This is a genomic window from Streptomyces sp. DSM 15324, from assembly GCF_001514285.1.
Classification (GTDB): Bacteria; Actinomycetota; Actinomycetes; order Streptomycetales; family Streptomycetaceae; genus Streptomyces.
This window is the reverse complement of sequence record NZ_KQ949034.1, coordinates 1-13845: the sequence shown is the minus strand read 5'-3', so window position 1 is coordinate 13845 and position 13845 is coordinate 1. Positions and strand designations below refer to the sequence as shown.

The following is a 13845-nucleotide window of genomic DNA, read 5'->3' as shown; positions in this document are numbered from 1 at the left end:
CACCTCGTCCCGCACGCTGGATGACCGGCGTACGCTCAGGAGCAGCCCCATCCGTCTGATGGCAGCCCTAGCAGTCTCAAGGAGCGAGCGACGATGCCCGAGCTGAGGTCCCGCACAGTCACCCACGGCCGCAACATGGCGGGCGCCCGCGCCCTTATGCGCGCCTCCGGTGTACCCGGTGCGGACATCGGGCGGAAGCCGATCATCGCGGTGGCCAACAGCTTCACCGAGTTCGTGCCCGGCCACACCCACCTCCAGCCGGTCGGCCGGATCGTCAGCGAGGCCATCACCGAGGCCGGCGGCATCCCGCGCGAGTTCAACACCATCGCCGTCGACGACGGCATCGCCATGGGCCACGGCGGCATGCTCTACAGCCTGCCCTCCCGCGACCTGATCGCCGACTCGGTCGAGTACATGGTCGAGGCCCACTGCGCCGACGCCCTGGTCTGCATCTCCAACTGCGACAAGATCACGCCCGGCATGCTCATGGCCGCCCTGCGGCTGAACATCCCGACGGTCTTCGTCTCCGGCGGTCCCATGGAGTCCGGCCGCGCCACGCTCGTCGACGGCACGGTCCGCACCCTCGACCTGGTCGACGCGATCTCCGACGCCGTGAACGACAAGATCTCGGACGAGGACATCCGCCGTATCGAGGAGAACGCGTGCCCGACCTGCGGCTCCTGTTCCGGCATGTTCACCGCCAACTCGATGAACTGCCTGACCGAGGCCATCGGCCTCTCCCTCCCCGGCAACGGCTCGGTCCTCGCCACCCACACCGCGCGCAAGCAGCTCTACGTCGACGCCGCGCGCACGGCCATCGACATCACCCGCCGCTACTACGAGCAGGACGACGAGACGGTCCTGCCCCGCAACGTCGCGACCTTCGCCGCATTCGAGAACGCCATGGCGCTGGACATCGCGATGGGCGGCTCCACCAACACGATCCTGCACCTGCTGGCCGCCGCCCAGGAGGCGGGCGTCCCCTTCGGCCTGGAGGAGATCGACGCCGTCTCGCGCCGGGTGCCGTGCCTGGCGAAGGTCGCGCCCAACGTCGCCAAGAACCGCACGTACTACATGGAGGACGTGCACCGCGCCGGCGGCATCCCCGCCCTCCTCGGCGAACTGCACCGCGCGGGCCTGCTCAACGAGGACGTGCACGCCGTCCACAGCCCCTCCCTCGCCGACTGGCTGAAGACCTGGGACGTGCGCGGCGGCTCCCCGTCCGCCGAGGCCGTCGAGCTGTGGCACGCGGCCCCCGGCTGCGTCCGCTCCGCCGAGGCCTTCTCCCAGTCCGAGCGCTGGGAAGCCCTCGACGACGACGCCGAGGGCGGCTGCATCCGCTCCGCCGAGCACGCCTACTCCAAGGACGGCGGCCTCGCGGTCCTGCGCGGCAACCTCGCCGCCGACGGCTGCGTCGTCAAGACGGCCGGCGTCGACGAGTCGATCTGGACCTTCGAGGGTCCGGCGGTCGTCTGCGAGTCGCAGGAGGAGGCCGTCGAGAAGATCCTCAACAAGCAGGTCACCGACGGCGACGTCGTCGTCATCCGCTACGAGGGCCCCAAGGGCGGCCCCGGCATGCAGGAGATGCTCTACCCGACGTCCTTCCTCAAGGGCCGCGGCCTCGGCAAGACCTGCGCACTGATCACCGACGGCCGCTTCTCCGGCGGCACCTCCGGACTGTCCATCGGCCACGCGTCCCCCGAGGCGGCCTCCGGCGGCACCATCGCCCTGGTCCAGGACGGCGACCGCATCCGCATCGACATCCCGGGTCGCTCGATCGAGTTGCTCGTCGACGACGCGGAACTCGCCCGCCGTGAGCAGGCGTTGAACGGGGTGTACGCCCCGTCGGGCCGGGACCGCAAGGTCTCCGCCGCGCTGCGCGCCTACGCCGCGATGGCCACCAGCGCCGACAAGGGCGCCGTGCGGGACGTGTCCAAGCTGGGCTGACCGCCGGCCCACAGCCTGTGGACGCACGAGACCGACGAAGGGGCCGCCTCCTCGGGGGCGGCCCCTTCACGTCCTGCCTTCGCGGAGGCGCCTCTTCAGGCCCTGCCTTCGCGGGGGGCGTCTCTTCCCGCCCCGCCTTCTCCGGACGCCTTCTCAGGTCCCGCCGCCTCGGAGCCGTCCCGTCACGTCCCGCCGACGGGTCCGCGTCCTACCAGCTCGCCGGATCCCGTCCGTCCACCGCGAACACACTCCCGTCGGGCGCCCCGGCGTAGACCCGGCCGTCGACCGGCAGCGGCGCCGGCAGCGAGGCGGCCACCCGGTCGGAGTGCCTGCCGAGGCGCGCCCGCGTCTGCCCGAGCAGCTTTCCGCTGCGGGCGTCCACGCCGAGGAGCCGTCCGTCCGCGCCGGTGACGTACACATGCCCGTCCCCCACGGCCGGCCGCGACCCGCGGAACAGGCCCGTCTCCAGGCTCCACAGCCGCTTGCCCGCCGCCGTGTCGACGGCCTCCAGCGCCCCGGCGGTGGACATCAGATAGACGATGTCGCCGTGCACGGTGGCCCGCGGGTCCTGCCGCGGCACCGGCAGCGCCACCCGGCGCGTCCTGCGGGTCTCCGGGTCGTAGCGCACCAGGGCCCCGGTGGCCTCGCCCGTCCGGTCGTCGGAGAGGAAGAAGACCTTCCCGTCGTGGCTGCCGACCCCCGTCAGCGAGCCCTCCAGCCGCGCGCTCCACCGCACCCGTCCCGAGTCCGGGTCCACCGCGGTGACCTCGGTCGTCCCCGTGTCGGTGACGTTCACCGCGTAGGCCAGCGGGTCGCCGGGGAAGGAGGAGAAGTACGGCACCCCCCGCTCGGTGACCGCGTGCCGCCACTTCGTCCGGCCCGTGGCCGCGTCCACCGCGGTGACCGTCCCGTCGGCCCCGCTGAACAGGAGCGTGCCGCCCACCGCCCGCAACCCGGTGTGCTCGGGCATGTGCCGCCGCCAGCTCACCTTCCCCGTCGTCGGAGCGAGCGCCTCCAGCCGCGGGTCCGGGTCCGTCAGCGGCAGGACCAACTCCCCGGCCAGCAGCGGCGGGCCACTGCGCAGGGCACCGGCGACGGAGTGCTTCCACAGCAGGGAGCCGTCGGCCGGGTCGAGGGCGTACACCACACCGGTCTGCCCGCACAGCAGTTCGCCGGCCCCGTACGAACACTGGGGCGTGCTCTGCGTCTTCGACACCGACCCGGCGTCCCACGCGTCGAACGCGGCCGTCGTGGTCCGGGGGTTCGACTCGCCGGGCGCCGGTGTGTCGCCGAGCAGCCGCACCGAGGCGAACCCGCCACCGAGGAGCAGACCGAGAACACCGGCCAAGACTGCCGCCCGCCGCACCCTCCGACGGGGGGCGTCGGACGGCCGCCCGGCCCGCGCGACCGGCTCGGCCGGTTCAACCGGCGCAACCGGATCAGCGGGAGCAGCCGTAACAACCGGATCCGCTGGATCTGCCGGATCCGCTGGATCAGCTGGATAAACCCGTTCAGCCGGTTCAGCCGGTTCAGCCCGCTCAGCCCGCTCAGCCCGTTCGGGCTTCTCGGCCCCCTCCGCCCGCTGCTCCGGTATGAACGCCTGCGTGTCGTACGACGCCGCCACCGACCGCAGTTCCCGCATCAGCTCGTCCGGCGTCGGCCGGTCCCCGGGCTCCTTGGCGAGGCAACGCACCACCAGCGGCGCGAGGTTCTCCGGTACGCCCGTCAGGTCCGGCTCGTCGTGCACGACCTGGTAGGCCACGACATAGGGGCTGTCGGAGTCGAACGGTCCGCGCCCGGTCGCCGCGTGCACCATCACCGACCCCAGCGCGAAGATGTCCGCCGCCGGACCGACCTCACGCGGCCGCCGGAACTGCTCCGGTGCCATGAAGGGCGGAGTACCGATCAACTTGCCGGTCTCGGTCCGCAGTTCGCTGTCCTTCGGCCGGGAGATCCCGAAGTCGATGACCTTGGGACCGTCCTCGGCGAGCAGGACGTTGCTCGGCTTGAGGTCGCGGTGCACGACCCCCACACGGTGGATGTCGCGCAGCGCCTCCGCGAGCCCGGCCATCAGCCGCCGCAACTCACCGGCGGTCATGGGCCCGTTCCGCTTCACCTGTTCGGCGAGGGTCGAGCCGGGGATGAACAGGGTCGCCATCCACGGCCGTTCGGCGTCCGGGTCGGCGTCCACCACCGGGGCGGTGAAGGCGCCGCTGACCCGCCGCGCGGCCGCGACCTCCTGCCGGAAACGCCCCCTGAACTCGGGATCGCGCGCGTAGTCGGCGTGTACGACCTTCACCGCGACCTTCATCCCGGAGGTGCTCCGGGCCAGATGGACCACGCCCATGCCGCCGGAACCCAGCCGTGACTCCAGCCGGTAGTGACCGGCGTACTCCGGAAGTTCCGCTTCCGCGCCCTGCCCGGTGTTGCGCTGTGGCGACATGGACCACCCCCGTGCTGTTCTCTGCGCGCGACCCACGGAGCCTAGTCGATGACTTCAACGGGACAGAGGCGGCTTGCTAGCCTCCGCGTACGAATCGTGCACATGTGTTTCATGTCGGATTCCAGGGGAATGAAGGTCACCCCATGGCAGTCATGGGGGTACAACGGGGGAGGTTTCGCATGTCTGTCGACCATGTGGAAGAGGCCGAGAACGTCGGTGCGTCGGAGGCCGTCGTGACGGCGGCCACGGTGGCCGTCACCTACTACCCGGTCGCGCCGGGCGTCCGGCTGAACGTCCGCAGCGGCCCCGGCACGGGCTACAGCGTCGTGCGGGTCCTGGCCGAGGGGGCCAAGGTGCCGATCTACTGCCAGACGCCCGGCACGACGGTCACCGGCCCGTACGGCACCTCGAACATCTGGGACAACATCGGCGGCGGCGAGTACGTCTCCGACTCCTACGTCCACACCGGCAGCGACGGCTACGTCGCCTCGCGCTGCTCCTGATCCGGGGGCGACCCACCCGGGAGCCCCGCCGCCGAGCGGAGCCATAATCGTCCCGTGAGCGACGAGAACGGCACCCCGGACACCCCGGCGGGCTCCCGGGACACCCGGGACGCCCACGGCACACAGCCCACGCCAGCCGACCGGCCGGCCACCCCGCCCGCCGGCCGGCCGGCCACCGCGTCGGCCGACCCCGGCGGCCCCCGCCCCGAAGCCCTGCGCTTCTTCGGCACGACCTGGGTGGAGCACGACCGCGGCTACACCGCCCGCCGTCTCGCCGTGGCCGCGGGCGCCCTCGCCGCCACCGCCGCCTCCTGCCTCGTCCTGCGCTTCGCCTACGAGGGCCTGGCGATCGCCGAGACCGGCAGCTTCGTCACCCTGCTCGTCGTGGTCATGTTCACGGTCTGCAGTGCGCTCGCCTTCCGTACCACCTGGGACGGCTTCGCCAAGCGCCCCGACCCCGACCGCCAGGCCTCCCTGCGGGGCCTGCTGGCCATCGGCTTCGTCGGCTCCCTCGCCGCCTGGTTCTTCCGCGCCCTCATCGAGGCCCCGGGAGAGAAGCTCCACCGCGAGGAGTACGAGAGCGCGCTCAAGCAGCACGCGAAGCGCTCCGAGCGCCGCACCGGCAACCCCTCGAAGAAGCGCCGCCGCCGCTGAAGGGCTGCACCCTGGACGGATGACGGCCTCACCCGCACGCCGGACCCACGTTCGCGCCCACTCCTTCAACGCCGCCGCGGCGCAGTACGCCGCCAACCGCCCCTCCTACCCGTCCGCCCTCCTCGACACGATCGAGACGCTCACCGGCCGCCCCCTCGCCGACGCCCGGGCCGCGGACGTCGGCGCGGGCACCGGCATAGCCACCGCCCTGCTGCACGCCCGGGGCGCACGGGTCGTCGCCGTCGAACCGGGGGAGGGCATGGCGGCGGAGTTCCGCCGCGGCCTCCCCGACGTCCCGCTCGTCCGCGGCGACGGCAACCACCTCCCCCTCGCCACGGCCTCCCTGGACCTGCTCACCTACGCCCAGTCCTGGCACTGGACCGACCCGGCCCTCGCGGTGCCGGAGGCGCTGCGCGTGCTGCGGCCGGGCGGCGCGCTGGCCCTGTGGTGGAACACCAGCGCCGTGGACGTGCCGTGGATCGAGGCCCAGGCCCTCCGCATGGAGCGTTTTCTCGGCGTCGACCACGTCGTCCAGAGGAACGGCGACGGCAGCCGCGCCGCCCTCGCCGACCCCACCGGCGGCCTCGACTTCACGCACCGCACGGTCCGCTGGAGCCGTCGCGTCCCCCTCGCGCTCCACCTGGCCAACATCGGCAGCCATTCGGCGTTCCTGGTCCACGCCGAGGAGAGCACCGCCGCCTTCTTCGCCGAGGAACGGCGCCACCTCCTCGCCGCGTTCCCCGACGGGACGATCGAGGAGACGTACGACGTCGAGCTCCTCCTCGCCACCACACCCGGCGAGGCCTGAACCCGCTCAGGACGCGGGGCTCCCCGCCGCCACCTCGTCCCGGCGCGCCGTCGCCCGCCGTTCCCGCGCGGCGGCCCAGCTCTCCAGGGCCGCCGCGCAGGCGTGGTCCACATGCCGCAGCCCGCCCAGGTCCAGCCGCACCTCCCGGTCGGCCGGCAGCGCGTCCAGCGCGTCCAGCAGCTTGGGCAGCCGCAGGAACGTCGCGTGCCCCAGCACCCGCACCACGATCCCGGCCGCCCCTCGGTCCTCGGTCTCCACCTGCACATGGCTGATCTCCCACGCCGTCTTCGCGACGGCGAGCGCCAGCCCGACCAGCACCCCCTCGAAGAGGTTCCCCACGACGATCGCCACCGCCGTCACCCCGAGCACGAGCAGCTCCCCCCGATGCCCGCCCCACAGCGCGCGCACCTCGCGCACCGGCACGAGCTTGCACCCGGCGTACACCAGCAGCGCGGCCAGCGCCGCCACCGGGATCACCCCCAGTACCCCGGGCACCACGGCGGTGAACAGCAGCAGCCACACCCCGTGCAGCACCCGCGACGCCTTGGTCCGCGCCCCGGCCTGGACGTTCGCCGCGCTGCGCACGATCACCGCGGTCATCGGCAGCGCCCCCAGCACCCCGCACACCGCGTTGCCCGCACCCTGAGCCATCAGCTCCCGGTCGTACTCCGTCCGCCTCCCGTCGTGCAGCCGGTCCACCGCGGCCGCGCCGAACAGCGACTCCGCCGACGCGATCAGCGCGAACGCCACGACGGTCCCGATCACCCCCGGCTCCGTCAGCCGCCCGAGATCCGCCGCCTGCGGCACCCGTACGACCTCCCACAGTCCCTGCACCCGGACGCGGCGCACCTCCAGGCCGCATCCCCAGGTCACCGCCGACGCCACCGCGACCGCCACCAACGGCGCCGGAACCAGCCGCGCCCCACGCCGCCACCGCCCCCACAGCAGCACTACGACCAGGGTGACAGCCCCCACTGACAACGCCACCGGATCAGCCCGCCCCGGCAGTGCCACCAGCCCGGCGAGCTTGCCGGGGCCGCCCGGCGGAGCGGCCGCGTCGCCGAGGGCGTACACCTGCCCGGCGACCAGCACCAGACCGATCCCGGCGAGCATCCCCTGCACGACGGCCACCGACACGGCCCGGAACCACCGCCCGAGGCGCAGCGCCCCGAGCGCGAGCTGCACCAGACCCGAGGCGAGCACGATCGCTCCGAGGGCCTCCAGCCCGTACGCGCGGACGGCCTCGAAGACCAGCACGGTGAGCCCGGCCGCCGGCCCGCTCACCTGGAGGCTGCTGCCGGGCAGCACCCCCGCGACCAGCCCGCCCACGATTCCGGTGACCAGCCCCAGCTCCGGGGGCACACCCGAGGCCATGGCCACCCCGACGCACAGCGGCAGGGCGACGAGGAAGACGACAAGAGAAGCGCACAGATCGGCCTGACCGACCTCGCGCAGACGACTGGACGAACGACCGGACAGACGACGGGACAGACGACGGGACAGCACGGGCGGCACCTCCGGCAGGGAACGGGAGATGCGTGGGCGCGCCGCACCGGGGGAGGGCACGGCGTCATGAATTCCATTGTCGGTTGACGAGATCGTCTGGGACAGGGGTTCGCGCCCGGGACGCGTGCGGACGGAGGCACAGGAAGCGGACCGTCCTCTTCCAATGCCACCCCCACGCGCCTGCGCCGCCGTATGCACCCGCTCGCCCCGGCCGCTTGACGGCCCTCGGCCCCGCGCGCATTATTCATCACATGATGAATTCCGTACCCGAGCCACCCGGCCCCCCGGACACCGGCACCGCCGCAACCGCCGCATCTGCCGTATCCGACGTCCCCGCCGCAACCGCCGTCACCGCCCACGACCTCACCGTCGCCCGCGGCCCCCGCACCGTCCTGCGCTCCCTCGACTTCACCGTCCCGCGCGGGCGGATCACCGGCCTCCTCGGCCCCTCCGGCTGCGGCAAGTCCACCCTGATGCGCGCCGTCGTCGGCACCCAGGCCAAGGTCACCGGCACCCTCGACGTCCTCGGCCGCCCCGCCGGCCACCCCGCCCTGCGCACCCGCATCGGCTACGTCACCCAGGCGCCCTCCGTCTACGACGACCTCACCGTCCGCCAGAACCTCGACTACTTCGCCGCGATCCTCGACCCCGGCCGGGCCGCCGCCGACCGCCGCCACGAGCACGTCACCCGGGCCATCGCCGACGTCGACCTCACCACCCACGCCGACGCCCTCGCCGGCAACCTCTCCGGCGGCCAGCGCGGCCGGGTCTCCCTCGCCGTCGCCCTCCTCGGCACCCCCGAACTCCTCGTCCTCGACGAACCCACCGTCGGACTCGACCCCGTCCTCCGCCGCGACCTGTGGACCCTCTTCCACCACCTCGCCGACACCCGCGGCACCACCCTCCTCATCTCCTCCCACGTCATGGACGAGGCCGAGCGCTGCCACCGCCTGCTGCTCATGCGCGCCGGCGAGATCCTCGCCGACGGCACCCCCGACTCCCTGCGCACCCGCACCGGCGCCGACACCGTCGAAGCCGCCTTCCTGCACCTGGTCGACCAGGCGGCCGACGCCGCCCGCGCGAAGGAGACCACCCGATGACCACCGCACCCGCCCCCACCCGGGGCATCAACGCCTCACGCGCCACCGCCACCGCCGCCCGCGTCCTGCGCCAGCTGCGCCACGACCCCCGCACGATCGCGCTCTTGCTCCTCATCCCCTGCCTGATGCTGCTCCTGCTGCGCTACGTCTTCGACGGCAGCCCACGCACCTTCGACAGCATCGGCGCCTCCCTCCTCGGCATCTTCCCGCTCATCACGATGTTCCTGGTCACCTCCATCGCCACCCTGCGGGAACGCACCTCGGGCACCCTCGAACGCCTCCTCGCCATGCCCCTCGGCAAAGGCGACCTCATCGCCGGCTACGCCCTCGCCTTCGGCATCCTCGCGATCATCCAGTCCGCCCTCGCCACCGCCCTCGCCGTCTGGTTCCTCGACCTCGACGTCACCGGCTCCCCCTGGCTCCTGCTCCTCGTGGCCCTCCTGGACGCCCTCCTCGGCACCGCCCTCGGCCTCTTCGTCTCCGCCTTCGCCGCCTCCGAATTCCAGGCCGTCCAGTTCATGCCGGCGGTGATCTTCCCCCAGCTCCTCCTCTGCGGCCTCTTCGCACCCCGCGACACCATGCACCCCGCCCTGGAAGCCCTCTCCGACGTCCTCCCCATGTCCTACGCGGTCGACGGCATGAACGAGGTCCTCACCCACACCGACATGACGGCGACCTTCGTCCGCGACGCCCTGATCGTCGGCGGCTGCGCCCTCCTCGTCCTGGTCCTGGGCGCGGCGACCCTACGACGGCGCACCGCATGACCCCCGCGGGCCGACGTCCCGCCACCCGGACACCGACCCACGCCACCCCCCACCGGTGCGAGGATGGACCCCGGACGACGCACCCCCGGAGGGCACCCGCACCATGACGCAGAAAGTCGCAGTCCTCGGCACCGGAAAAATCGGCGAAGCCCTGCTCAGCGGAATGATCCGAGGCGGCTGGCCCCCGGCCGACCTCCTCGTCACCGCCCGCCGCCCCGAACGCGCCGAGGAACTCCGCAGCCGCTACGGCGTCACCCCGGTCACCAACGCGGAAGCCGCCAAGACCGCCGACACCCTCATCCTCACGGTCAAGCCGCAGGACATGGGCGCCCTCCTCGACGAACTCGCCGGTCAGGTCCCCGCCGACCGCCTGGTCATCAGCGGCGCCGCCGGCATCCCCACCTCCTTCTTCGAGGAGCGCCTCGCCCCCGGCACCCCCGTCGTCCGCGTCATGACGAACACCCCCGCCCTCGTCGACGAGGCCATGTCCGTCATCTCCGGCGGCAGCCACGCCACCGCCGACCACCTTGCCCACGCCGAGGAGATCTTCGGCTCCGTCGGCAAGACGCTCCGCGTCCCCGAGAACCAGCAGGACGCCTGCACCGCCCTCTCCGGCTCGGGCCCCGCCTACTTCTTCTACCTGGTCGAAGCCATGACCGACGCCGGCATCCTCCTCGGCCTGCCCCGCGACAAGGCCCACGACCTCATCGTCCAGTCCGCGATCGGCGCCGCGACCATGCTCCGCGACAGCGGCGAACACCCCGTCAAGCTCCGCGAGAACGTCACCTCCCCGGCCGGCACCACCATCAACGCCATCCGCGAACTGGAGAACCACGGCGTTCGGGCCGCCCTCATCGCCGCCCTGGAGGCCGCCCGCGACCGCAGCCGCCAACTGGCCTCCGGCAAGAAGGACTGACCCTCCCGACTGCCCCTTGCGTGCCGGGGGCGGTCACCGCGCCGCGTCCACCACCTCCCGGGTGGTCACCACCCGCGCGAACCCGCCCCCGTGCAGCGACACCGCCGACGCCTGCGCCAACTCCTGCGCACTGCGCCGCCAGCCGAACGGCCCCTCCAGGTCGAACGTGTACGTCGCGTCGAACGCCACCACCACGTCGTACCCGAGATTCCCGCCCATCCGGGCCGTCGTCTCCACACACATGTTGGTCTGGATCCCGGCCAGCACGATCTGCGAGATCCCCGAGGCCCCCAGCCAGGCCCCCAGATCCGGCGTCCCGAGGAAAGCCGAGTTCACGGTCTTCGTGACGAACAGCTCGGCACCGGCACCCTTGCCCCTCCTCTCCTCCACATACGACTTCAGCTCGTTCCCCTCGTACCCGAGCCGCAGCGGCGACCCCGGCTTCACCGAGTCGTGCCGCACGAACACCACCGGCCTGCCCGACGCCTGCCATACGTCGATCAGCGCGGCGATGTTCTCATCGGCCGCCGGATTGTTCCGCGGCCCCCAGAAGCCGGCCTCCTCGAAGCCCTTCTGCACGTCCACGACCACCAGTGCTGCGTTCTCCGCGATGTCCATGCCCACGATCCTGCCGCCGGCACCCGACCCACCCCAGAGGTACAAAAGCCAGCGATCGATGGTTTACTGCCAGCCATGGCCGCCCCCACCCCCACCCACCGCGTCGCCCTCGTCGCCTTCCCCGGCATCCGCGCCTTCGACGTCTCCGTCATCACCGAGGTCTGGGGCACCGACCGCGGCGCCCCCGCCTTCGACCTGCGCCGCGTCGCCACCGACACCACCCCCGTCCCGATGCGCGGCGGACTCGCCCTGCACCCCGACCGCACCCTCACCTGGCTCACCCGCGCGGACCTGATCCTCGTCCCCGGCCTCGACGACCACCTCACCCCCGCACCCACCCCCGTCCTCGACGCACTCCGCCGCGCCCATGCCCGCGGCACCACCCTCGCCGCACTCTGCGGCGGAGCCTTCACCCTCGCCCAGGCCGGCCTCCTCGACGGCCGCCGCGCGATCACCCACTGGAACCTCATCGACCTCCTCCGCACCCATCACCCGCAGGTCAGCGTCGTCCCCGACGCCCTCTTCATCGAGGACGACAACATCTGGACCGCCGCGGGCACGGCAGCCGGCATCGACCTCTGCCTCCATCTGGTCCGCCGCTCACACGGCGCGGAAGCGGCCGCCACCATCGCCCGCTCCATGGTCACCGCCCCCTTCCGCACCGGCTCCCAGGCACAGTTCATCGAGCACCCCACCACGCCCGCCGACCGCGACGCCGACACGCTCGCCGCCGTACGCGAACACGCCCTGCGCCAACTGCACGAACCCCTCACCGTCGCCGATCTGGCGGCTCACGCGGGTATGTCACCGCGCAGCTTCGCCCGCCACTTCACCGCCGCCACCGGCACCACCCCCCTCAGCTGGCTCCTCGACCAGCGCATCGCGGCAGCCCAGAAACTCCTCGAACGCACCGACCTCCCCATGCCCGAGGTCGCCCGCCGCGCCGGCTTCGGCAGCGAGGTCACGATGCGCCAGCACTTCGCCTCGCGCCTCGCCACCAGCCCGCGCGCCTACCGAGCCGCGTTCAGCACCCCGCCCGACACGGGCTCCGCCGCAGCCACCGGCGGCAGCAACCCGATCGCGCGATAAGCGCCGTCCACTACCGGACGCGCCATCTCCCGCGCCTTGTCCGCCCCATCCCGGAGCACCCCCTCCACATAACCGGGATCCGCACACAACTCCTGGTGCCGGGCCCGCACCGGTCTCAGCACCTCGACCACGGCCTCCGCCACGGCCGCCTTCACAGCGCCGTACGACCGATGAACGGACGCCAGCTCCGCCGGGTTCCCGTCCGTGCAGGCGGCCAGAATCTCCAACAGATTGGCGACCCCCGGCCGCCCCTCCCGGTCGTACACGACCTCACGCCCGCTGTCCGTGACCGCCCGCATGATCTTCTTCCGCACTACATCCGGCTCGTCGAGCAGATAGACGATCCCCGGCCCGGAGTCATCGCTCTTCCCCATCTTCGACCCCGGGTCCTGGAGGTTCATCACCCGGGCCGCCACCGCCGGCAGCGTCGCCCGCGGCACCACGAACGAGTGCCCGTACCGCTGGTTGAACCGCACCGCCAGATCCCGCGCCAGCTCCACGTGCTGCGCCTGGTCGTCCCCCACCGGCACCTCGTCGGTCCCGTACGCCAGGATGTCCGCCGCCATCAGCACCGGGTACGTCAGCAGCGACAGCCGCACGCTCCCCCCGCGCTCCCGCTCCTGCGCGGCCTTCACCTTGTACTGGATCATCCGCCGCATCTCGCCGTCGGTGGCCACGCACTCCAGCAGATACGACAACCGCGCGTGCTCGTCGACATGGCTCTGTACGAAGAGGGTGCACAGCGCGGGATCCAGCCCCGCCGCCAGCAACAGCGTCGCGGCCTGCCGGCTCAGCCGTCGCACCCGTGCCGGATCGTGGTCCACGGTCAGCGCGTGCAGATCGACCACACAGAACAACGCGTCCGAGCGGTGCTGGTCGGCCCGGACCCATTGCCGCATGGCGCCCAGGTAGTTCCCCAGGGTCAGATGCCCGGTCGGCTTGATCCCGCTGAAGACCCTCGTCATCTCCACTCCTCCTGCTGGACTTCTCCGGTCGAGGCCGCCGTCCCGGTCGGCCCGACCCTCGCTGGTCCCGGAGGGGGATACGAGAAACGGCCGCCGAGGCGGCGGCCGTTGAACACGTACGTGAGCGCGGCCGCCGTCAGGCGGCCCACCAGAGCTGGGTGTACGTACGCGTGGTCATGTCGTCCACACTACGCCCCGAGGGTGCCCGGGGACGTGGGTTGACACGCCCCGGCCCGGTACGTAGTGTTCTCCGAGTTGTCCGACGTGAGCGCCGACTCCGGTCGGTCCCCGGACAGCCATTCCGCAAGTACCAACCACTCCTCGACGAGCAGTCGTTCTGTCTGCCGTCGTGTCATTGGCATGTGTATTCGCGAAATGAGGAATCCGCGTTCGAAAGGACACGGCCCCCGATTGGCTTCGGGAGCCGGGAATCCGCTAAAGTCTCACTCGTCGGAACGGCCGAAGGGCCGGGAGGACAAGCCCCTCTGACTGGGAATCAGACGCCGAAAGGATCTGATAGAGTCGGAACCGT

12 protein-coding genes are annotated in these 13845 nt (G+C 72.3%); 8 read left to right on the top strand and 4 right to left on the bottom strand.

Features of this window, described 5'->3' with window-relative positions:
- Nucleotides 1-93: 93 nt before the first annotated feature.
- Entirely contained in the window at nt 94-1947 is a 1854-nt protein-coding gene (gene ilvD, locus AQJ58_RS31485; RefSeq protein WP_067256328.1) for a dihydroxy-acid dehydratase, read from the top strand.
- 208 nt (nt 1948-2155) lie between these two features.
- On the opposite strand, the gene AQJ58_RS31480 is transcribed toward ilvD, so the two are convergent.
- Nucleotides 2156-4390: a serine/threonine-protein kinase gene (locus AQJ58_RS31480; protein WP_067256327.1), complete on the bottom strand. Its 2235-nt coding sequence runs from the start codon at nt 4388-4390 to the stop codon at nt 2156-2158.
- A gap of 179 nt (nt 4391-4569) precedes the next feature.
- On the opposite strand from AQJ58_RS31480, the gene AQJ58_RS31475 reads away from it, so the two are divergent.
- Genes AQJ58_RS31475 through AQJ58_RS31465 form a run of 3 tightly spaced genes read left to right on the top strand, consistent with a single transcriptional unit; the run spans nt 4570 to nt 6355 of the window.
- Nucleotides 4570-4893, top strand: a complete 324-nt coding sequence (locus tag AQJ58_RS31475; protein ID WP_067256325.1) for an SH3 domain-containing protein — start codon at nt 4570-4572, stop codon at nt 4891-4893.
- Between the two features lie 54 nt (nt 4894-4947).
- Nucleotides 4948-5547, top strand: coding sequence for a hypothetical protein (locus tag AQJ58_RS31470; protein ID WP_067256323.1), 600 nt, complete (start codon nt 4948-4950; stop codon nt 5545-5547).
- 19 nt (nt 5548-5566) lie between these two features.
- Nucleotides 5567-6355: a class I SAM-dependent methyltransferase gene (locus AQJ58_RS31465; protein WP_067256321.1), complete on the top strand. Its 789-nt coding sequence runs from the start codon at nt 5567-5569 to the stop codon at nt 6353-6355.
- 6 nt (nt 6356-6361) lie between these two features.
- Here AQJ58_RS31465 and AQJ58_RS31460 read toward each other — a convergent pair whose 3' ends face one another.
- Entirely contained in the window at nt 6362-7858 is a 1497-nt protein-coding gene (locus AQJ58_RS31460; protein WP_420712197.1) for a SulP family inorganic anion transporter, read from the bottom strand.
- A 254-nt stretch (nt 7859-8112) separates the two neighbouring features.
- Between AQJ58_RS31460 and AQJ58_RS31455 the strand changes: the two genes are divergently transcribed.
- The 3 genes from AQJ58_RS31455 to proC all read left to right on the top strand — a co-directional run bounded on the left by AQJ58_RS31455 (nt 8113) and on the right by proC (nt 10641).
- Nucleotides 8113-8961, top strand: a complete 849-nt coding sequence (locus tag AQJ58_RS31455; protein WP_067256319.1) for an ABC transporter ATP-binding protein — start codon at nt 8113-8115, stop codon at nt 8959-8961.
- Complete coding sequence (locus AQJ58_RS31450) at nt 8958-9725, top strand: ABC transporter permease (RefSeq protein ID WP_067256318.1); 768 nt, start codon at nt 8958-8960, stop codon at nt 9723-9725. Before AQJ58_RS31455 ends, AQJ58_RS31450 begins: the two co-directional genes overlap by 4 nt.
- A gap of 103 nt (nt 9726-9828) precedes the next feature.
- Nucleotides 9829-10641, top strand: coding sequence for a pyrroline-5-carboxylate reductase (proC, locus tag AQJ58_RS31445; protein ID WP_067256316.1), 813 nt, complete (start codon nt 9829-9831; stop codon nt 10639-10641).
- 33 nt (nt 10642-10674) lie between these two features.
- Here proC and AQJ58_RS31440 read toward each other — a convergent pair whose 3' ends face one another.
- A complete protein-coding gene (locus AQJ58_RS31440; protein ID WP_067256314.1) occupies nt 10675-11259 on the bottom strand; it encodes a cysteine hydrolase family protein in 585 nt (194 codons plus the stop codon).
- Nucleotides 11260-11334: 75 nt separating this feature from the next.
- Here AQJ58_RS31440 and AQJ58_RS31435 point away from each other — a divergent pair, with 75 nt between their 5' ends.
- On the top strand, nt 11335-12348 hold the full coding sequence (locus AQJ58_RS31435; RefSeq protein WP_067256312.1) for a GlxA family transcriptional regulator: 1014 nt from the start codon (nt 11335-11337) through the stop codon (nt 12346-12348).
- Here the strand turns inward: AQJ58_RS31435 and trpS are convergent.
- Nucleotides 12270-13313 carry a tryptophan--tRNA ligase gene (trpS, locus tag AQJ58_RS31430; protein ID WP_067256311.1) on the bottom strand — a complete coding sequence of 348 codons (1044 nt, stop codon included), beginning with the start codon at nt 13311-13313 and terminating at the stop codon, nt 12270-12272. The two genes, AQJ58_RS31435 and trpS, sit on opposite strands and share 79 nt — an antisense overlap.
- Between the last annotated feature and the right edge of the window lie 532 nt (nt 13314-13845).

Bases quoted from the DNA above. Each gene is read 5' to 3' on its own strand.
- ilvD (WP_067256328.1), top strand. From the start codon at position 94: ATGCCCGAGCTGAGGTCCCGCACAGTCACCCACGGCCGCAACATGGCG.
- AQJ58_RS31480 (WP_067256327.1), bottom strand. From the start codon at position 4,390: ATGTCGCCACAGCGCAACACCGGGCAGGGCGCGGAAGCGGAACTTCCG.
- AQJ58_RS31475 (WP_067256325.1), top strand. From the start codon at position 4,570: ATGTCTGTCGACCATGTGGAAGAGGCCGAGAACGTCGGTGCGTCGGAG.
- AQJ58_RS31465 (WP_067256321.1), top strand. From the start codon at position 5,567: ATGACGGCCTCACCCGCACGCCGGACCCACGTTCGCGCCCACTCCTTC.
- AQJ58_RS31455 (WP_067256319.1), top strand. From the start codon at position 8,113: ATGATGAATTCCGTACCCGAGCCACCCGGCCCCCCGGACACCGGCACC.
- AQJ58_RS31450 (WP_067256318.1), top strand. From the start codon at position 8,958: ATGACCACCGCACCCGCCCCCACCCGGGGCATCAACGCCTCACGCGCC.
- proC (WP_067256316.1), top strand. From the start codon at position 9,829: ATGACGCAGAAAGTCGCAGTCCTCGGCACCGGAAAAATCGGCGAAGCC.
- AQJ58_RS31440 (WP_067256314.1), bottom strand. From the start codon at position 11,259: ATGGACATCGCGGAGAACGCAGCACTGGTGGTCGTGGACGTGCAGAAG.
- AQJ58_RS31435 (WP_067256312.1), top strand. From the start codon at position 11,335: ATGGCCGCCCCCACCCCCACCCACCGCGTCGCCCTCGTCGCCTTCCCC.
- trpS (WP_067256311.1), bottom strand. From the start codon at position 13,313: ATGACGAGGGTCTTCAGCGGGATCAAGCCGACCGGGCATCTGACCCTG.